The organism is Longimicrobiaceae bacterium, from assembly GCA_035696245.1.
GTDB lineage: Bacteria > Gemmatimonadota > Gemmatimonadetes > Longimicrobiales > Longimicrobiaceae > DASRQW01.
In genome coordinates this window covers 1-6,497 of sequence record DASRQW010000519.1, presented here as the reverse complement: position 1 = coordinate 6,497, position 6,497 = coordinate 1, and the positions used below count along the sequence as shown (strand labels likewise).

Sequence of the window (6,497 nt, the reverse complement as noted above, 5' to 3'; positions counted from 1 at the left end):
CGCATCTCCCGCATCTCCCGCATCTCCCGTCTGGGGCGGTGGGCGCCGTGGCTGCCGCGCATCTCCCGTCGCGCCATTCGTGGTCGGCTGGGGGGCAAACGAATCGGCCGGGAGCCCCGCGGGGTTCCCGGCCGATGATTCATCCGCTCCGTGGGTGACGAGTCAGATGTGGAAGGCGAGGCCGGCGGAGAGCGTCACGAGGTGCGTGGCGTCCACGCTGGCGATGCGGAAGTTGGACGCCGGGTAGCGCACGCGGAGACGCTGCTCCAGCTCGTTCGCGTCCCACTTCACCATGTTGTCCTCGGCGCTCAGCCGCAGCGTGACGCGCCGCGTGGGCAGCGGCACGTCGCCGGTGGCACCCAGGCTGAGGCCCCAGTGGTTGTGCGGCGCGCTGAACCAGTCCGCGGGCACCGCGCCGTCCATGGGCGTCTCGCGCATGAAGAGCGGACCCGCGTACACCTGCACTGCGATGGGCGTGGGGATGCGCAAGGTGGGAGCGACCTTGGCGAACAGGACGTGGTGGCCGCTGGTGACGAGCTGCACGCTGTCCGCGCCGCGGTTGCTGCCCAGCGTGTACGTGGCGCCGGCCAGCGCGCCCCACCACTTGCCGCCCACGACCTCCACGTTGCCGCCCAGGGCGGTGGTGCGGTCGATCTGGTGGCGAATGGGGAGCTGCACCCTGTCGCCGGGGATGCTGATGTTGGCCACGGCGTCGAAGTCGCGGCCCCCCATGACGCCCACGACCGGCGCGATGGTGAAGCGCGACGTGCTCGGCGCGGGATAGCCGGCGCGCGCGGTGCTGCGGTCCAGCTCGGCAGGGCTCATCCGGGCGATGCGCTTCCACCGCTCGGAGCCGGTGATGGCGCCGATGGCCGCACCGATGGCGGCGCCGGTGAGGACGTTCTGGGCCTTGAGCATCTCGCGGGGGCTGCGCTCGGCGCTGGGACGGCGGATGCCCGCCAGGTAGAACCCCGCGCTGCCTACGAAAGCGCCCACGCCGAAGCCGACTGCGGTGGAGCGCACGCGGCCGCGGCCCAGGCTGCCCTCGATGCCGTCGAGCTGCGTGAGCGCCACGCCCATGCGCCCGCCGTCGATGCGCGTGATGACCACGGAATCGGCCGTGGCGGCCTGCAGGGTGCCGGCGCGGCGATAGTTGGTGACCTCGGGAATGAGCAGGCGCACACGCATGCCCGGCCGCAGGCGCGCGGCCTCGGCGGGGACGTCGGCGGCGGTGGGGCCGGCGGGCACCTGCGCGACGCTGTCGGTGGAGGGCTGCGGAACGGTGTCCTGCTGCGCGTGGAGCGGAGCGGCGAGCGCGAAGGCGGCCACGGCGGCGAGCGAGCGAAGTGCTTTCGAACGGATCTGGTGCATGATTCCGGAATAACGAAAACGCGCCGCCGCACGACCGGGATGGCCGCGCGGCGGTGGACGAAGGACGCGCAATATGTTTACCGCCCCTCGTCTCGTCAATCCCACCCCTCGCGGCTTCTGCCGGTGAGCATCGACCCGTTCGCCGAACCGTAAGCATCTCCGCCTGCCGTCGTCCGGCGCCTCCGTCAGCAGGCCGCCGCATCGCCGCTTTCGAGCACGGCCGAATCCGCCCGGCGCACTCCGCGCGTGCCTTCGACACTCGCTGGACGCACGCGGGCCGAACGCGATAGGTTGCGAGCCATGCTTTCCGCCCTGCTCCTCGCCGCCGCGCTCCAGGCGCCGTCGCAGATCCTGGTCGAGCGCCGGCTCGCGGAGTCGGTGCCGCTGCGCGTGGGCGACACCGTGGCGGTGCGCGCGCTGGCGAGCGGCGCGGCGGCGCGGCCGTTCGTGGTGGCGGGCGTGTACGAGCGCGCGGCCGACCCCAGCCGCATCTCGCGCAACGAGATGGAGGTGCGCATGCACCTTCCCGACCTGGAGGCGCTGCTGCCCGTGCACGACCGGGTGGACCGCTTCGCCGTGACGCTGCGGCCCGGCGCGTCGGCAGACTCGGCGGGGCGGTGGATCGAGGGCGTGGCGTTCGGCACTCGGGCGTACGGCAGCCGCGCCCTGGCGGAGCAGACCAGCTCCACCTTCCTGGTGGTCTCGCGCTTCCACCACGCCATCGGCATCGTCACCATCCTGGCGAGCGCCATCTTCCTGCTGTGCGTGATGGTGATCCGCGTGGACGAGCGGAAGCGCGACATGGGCATGCTGCGCCTCATCGGCATCAGCCGCAGCACGGTGTTCCGGGCCATCGTGCTGGAGGCGATCGGGATCGCGGTGGTGGGCAGCGCCGCGGGCGCCGGCCTCGGCGTCGTCGCCGCGCGGCTGGTGAACGCGTACTACGCCCGCGTCTACGACACCACGCTTCGGTTCGCGCTGGTCACGCCGCGCATCGTGCTGCTCGCCGCGCTGCTGGGGCTCGGCCTCGGTGCGGTGGCGGGGGCGCTGGCGGCGTGGCGGGTGATCCACGTGCCGCCGCAGCGGCTGGGGGAGCGGTGATCGTATCCTCCTTCCTCCGCACGCTCTTCCGGCGGAAGGGACGCACCGCGCTGGCGCTGTCCGGCATCGCCGTCTCCGCCGCGCTGCTGCTGGACATGACGATGCTCGCGTCGGGTCTGACGGACTCGTTCGGCGACCTGCTGGGGCAGAGCGGCTACGCGCTGCGGGTCACGCCGAAGGGCATCCTCCCGTTCGACAGCGAGGCGGCGATCCGCGACGCGACCGCCGTCACCCGCCGCATCGCCGCGGTGCCGGGAGTGAAGGCCGTGGCACCGGTGCTGGGCGCGCAGTTCTTCGCCGTGCGGGCGGACGGCGCGGGCGAGCCGCTGTTCACCATCGGCATAGACCCGCGCGCGCCGCAGTTCCTCTACCGCCTCACATCCGGCCGCCAGCCGGGGCCGGGCGAGGTGGTCATCAGCGCGCCGATGGCGGAGAAGGACGGGCTCCGCGTGGGCAGCACGCTTCCGCTGGCGGGCAGCATGGACCCGTCGCTCGGGCGGCCGCGCGGGACGGCGACGTACCGCGTGAGCGGCGTGGGCGACTTCCTCTACAACTACGCCGGCCAGCGCTCGCTCGCGATGGACATCGCCGAAGTGCGCCGCCTCACCAGCAGGGGAGACGAGGCGTCGCTGTTCGGCGTCGCGGCGCGCGACGGGGTCGACGACGGCGACCTCGCCCGCCGCATCTCCGCCGCGGTGCCGAGTGTCTCCACGTACTCCACGCGCGAGATGATGGGCGAGATGGACAAGCGGCTGCTGTACTTCCGGCAGATGGCGACCATCCTGGGCAGCATCGCCCTCGTCGTCACCGCGCTGCTCGTCTCCACCATCATCACCATCGGCGTGCGCGAGCGGTTCGGCGAGATCGCGACGCTGCGGGCCATCGGCGTGCGGCCGCGGCGCATCCTGCTCGCCATCGTGGTGGAGGGCCTGGCGCTGGCGGGCATCGGCTGCGCGCTGGGGCTGCCGCTGGGTCTGTGGATGGCGGGCCGGCTGGACCGCATCCTCCTCGCCTTCCCCGGCCTGCCAGCGAACCTGACCTTCTTCTCGTGGAACGCCCCGCGCGTGGCCGCGGCGATGTGCACCGTGGCCGCCATCGGCGCGCTCGCCGGCGGCCTTCCCGGCTGGACCGCCGTCCGCGCCCCCCTGGGCCTCGCCCTCCGCGAGGAAGCCGAATGATCTCGCCTCCATCTTCCCGCTTTCTGATTTCCCCCTCCCGTTGTAGGGGTGCGATTCATCGCATCCGGTCGCACTGTCCGCCCGCCCGGACTCCGCGGAAACACGCCGTCATCCCCGCATCCACATCGCCCCGCACGTCCCGAGGCCGCCGATGACGTGCGTGATCGATGCGCGCGGCGTCGCCAAGGAGTACCCGTACGAGGGCGACGCCGTGCACGCCCTGCGCGGCGTGGATTTCCGGGTCGATGCGGGCGAGTGGGTGTCCATCGTGGGCCCGTCCGGCTGCGGCAAGAGCTCGCTGCTGAACGTGCTGGCGGGCATCGACCCGCCGTCGGCCGGTACGGTGGAGCTGCTGGGCCGCCCCCTGCACGCGCTGGGCGAGGCGGAGCGCTCCAGCCTGCGGCTGCGCGAGGTGGGCTTCGTCTTCCAGCGCTTCCACCTGCTGGCCGTGCTCACCGCGGCCGAGAACGTGGAGCTGCCCATGGCCGAGGCCGGCGTGCCCGCCCGCGAGCGGCGCGAACGGTCGCGCGAGCTGCTGGAGTACGTGGGCCTGGGCCACCGCGTGCGCCACCGGCCGCCCAACCTGAGCGGCGGCGAGCAGCAGCGCGTGGCCATCGCCCGCGCGCTCGCCAACCAGCCGCGCGTGCTGTTCGCCGACGAGCCCACGGGCGAGCTTGACCGCCGCACGGGCGAGGAGATCATCGCGCTCTTCCGCCGCCTCAACGCCGACGGCACCACGCTCGTGGTCGTCACGCACGACGCCAAGGTCGCCGAAAGCGCCCGCCGAGTCGTCGAGATGGCCGACGGCCTCGTCGTCCGCGACACATCTTCCGATCCCGCCCAATGACCAACCCCTCGGCCTGCGATTCGGGAGATGCGCGGCTCCGCATCCACCCACATCTCCCGCCAGATGCGCGGCCTGCGACGGCACTGCGGTTCACTGGAGATGCACGGCCGGCGACGCCATCGCTGTATGCGGTAGATGCGCAGCCTTGCGCGAACCGCAGCATCTCCGCCGATGCGCGGCGGGGCGCAACGAGCCGCATCTCTGCGGATGCGCGGCGGTGGGTCGGTGCCGCGTGCGTCGCGCTGCTGACGCTCGCATGCGCTCATACGACCGCGGCGCAGGCGACGACGCGGAAGCATGCGGCGGCTCGCCGACCGTACGCTGCGCTTCCCCCCGTCGTGCTGGACGGGCGATGGGACGACTGGCAGGGCATTCCGGCCGCGGCGACGGGCACCTCCGAAGACGCCGCGGCGCTTCCGCTGGGCATCCGCGAGATCCGCGTCCGCCACGATGCGCGGAACGTCTTCTTCTACTTCGAGTTCGCGCGTCCGGTCGTGCCGCAGGGGCTGGACGGCACCGTCGCGCTGCACCTAAACGCCGATGGCGACTCGTCTACCGGCGTCACGTTGGACGGGCTGCGCGGCGTGGACCTCTCCGTCGTGCTCTCACCCTCCGGTCCGAGCCCGGAGTCCACCCCGTCCGGGGCGCAGGTGTGGCAGCACCCGGCGACGGGACCCACCTTCGCCGCCCCAGCCGACACCGCGGGCGTGATGCTCGCGCCCAGCTACGCGTCCGACCGGCTGGAGTTGCAGATCGCGCGCGGCACGCCGGCGGGACCAGAGGGGATGCGCATCTTCACCGGCGGCACGTTCCGGGCGCGCGCCGTCGCGTACAGCCACGCCCAGCCGCTGCATCGCGGCCCGCCGTCGTTCTCGTACGCGCTCACGCCCGCGGCCACGCGCCCCACGCCGCGCGGCCACGCATCCGCGGACCCGCTCGCCCGCGCGCCGGGCACGTCGTTCCGCCTGCTCTCGTGGAACGTGAACGGCGCGGGGCTGCGCCGGAATCCCGAGCCTTTCATCCGTGCCCTGGCCGCGATCCGCCCGGATGTCGTCCTGCTCGACGAGGTGCTCCCCGCGGACCGCACGCTCGTGGACACGCTGCTCGCCGCCATCCCCGGCACCGGCGCGTGGCACGTCGTCTTCGGCGAGGCGGGCGGGCGGCAGCGCGGAGTGATCGCCAGCCGCCGGCCGGTCGCTGGCGCAGCCTCGCTGGCCCGCATCCCTTATCCCGACTCCATCTCCGCCGTCTTCCGCGACGCGCCCCAAGCCACGGTGAACGACACGCCCACCGGCGACGGCGTCCCCACGGCGGGCGCGGTGGTCACGGTAGATGGACGGCGGCTCCTCCTCGCCACGGTCGATCTCAAATGCTGCGGCACCGGCGCCGGCTCGCCCGAGGACCGCATCCGCCGCATCGAGGCGCGGGCGATGGCGGACGCGCTGCGCCCCGCCGCCCGCGCGGAGCGTGCGGACGCCGTGATCGTCGCGGGCGACTACAACCTCGTCGGCTCGCGCGCGCCGCTGGACGTGATGCGCGGGAACGCGGCGGACGGCGACTCCTTCGCCGTCTCGGACGCGCCGCGGCTGGACGGGCTGTCGTACGCCACGTGGGCCCGGCCGCGCAACCGCTTCGCCCCGGGGCGGCTGGATTATCACCTCTACACCCCCGCCGCCCTCCACGTCCTCGACGCCTTCGCGTTCGACACGGCCGACCTCTCGCCGCGCTGGCTGGCGGCGCACGGCCTGCGCGCGGGCGATTCCGTCGCGGCATCGGGCCACCGCCCCGTGGTGTCGGACTTCGCGTGGGGACCGGCCGCGCGATGATCTTCCGCCTCGCGCTCGCCGAGTTGCGCCACCGTCCCGGACGCGCGCTCTTCCTGCTGGGCGGCTACGCGCTGGGCGTGTCGGTGATGGTGGTGCTGCTCGCCGTGGGCGAGGCCATGCTGGACCAGGCGCGCGACCGCACGCTCGTGGGCGGCGGCGACCTGGTCGTCGTCC

Annotated in this window: 5 protein-coding genes; 4 read left to right on the top strand and 1 reads right to left on the bottom strand. The window is 73.4% G+C overall.

What is annotated here, in order from left to right; translation table 11 throughout:
* Positions 1-162: 162 nt before the first annotated feature.
* Positions 163-1,371, bottom strand: a complete 1,209-nt coding sequence (locus tag VFE05_23105) for a hypothetical protein (protein HET6232985.1) — start codon at positions 1,369-1,371, stop codon at positions 163-165.
* 300 nt (positions 1,372-1,671) lie between these two features.
* Between VFE05_23105 and VFE05_23100 the strand changes: the two genes are divergently transcribed.
* From VFE05_23100 to VFE05_23085, 4 genes are all read left to right on the top strand, one after another.
* Positions 1,672-2,472 (top strand): FtsX-like permease family protein, encoded by an 801-nt coding sequence (locus VFE05_23100; GenBank protein ID HET6232984.1) that lies wholly within the window; start codon positions 1,672-1,674, stop codon positions 2,470-2,472.
* Positions 2,469-3,650 carry an ABC transporter permease gene (locus VFE05_23095; GenBank protein ID HET6232983.1) on the top strand — a complete coding sequence of 394 codons (1,182 nt, stop codon included), beginning with the start codon at positions 2,469-2,471 and terminating at the stop codon, positions 3,648-3,650. The genes VFE05_23100 and VFE05_23095 overlap by 4 nt, the downstream gene beginning before the upstream one ends.
* Positions 3,651-3,801: 151 nt before the next feature.
* A complete protein-coding gene (locus tag VFE05_23090; GenBank protein ID HET6232982.1) occupies positions 3,802-4,497 on the top strand; it encodes an ABC transporter ATP-binding protein in 696 nt (231 codons plus the stop codon).
* Positions 4,494-6,323: an endonuclease/exonuclease/phosphatase family protein gene (locus tag VFE05_23085; GenBank protein HET6232981.1), complete on the top strand. Its 1,830-nt coding sequence runs from the start codon at positions 4,494-4,496 to the stop codon at positions 6,321-6,323. The genes VFE05_23090 and VFE05_23085 overlap by 4 nt, the downstream gene beginning before the upstream one ends.
* The last annotated feature ends 174 nt before the right edge of the window (positions 6,324-6,497 follow it).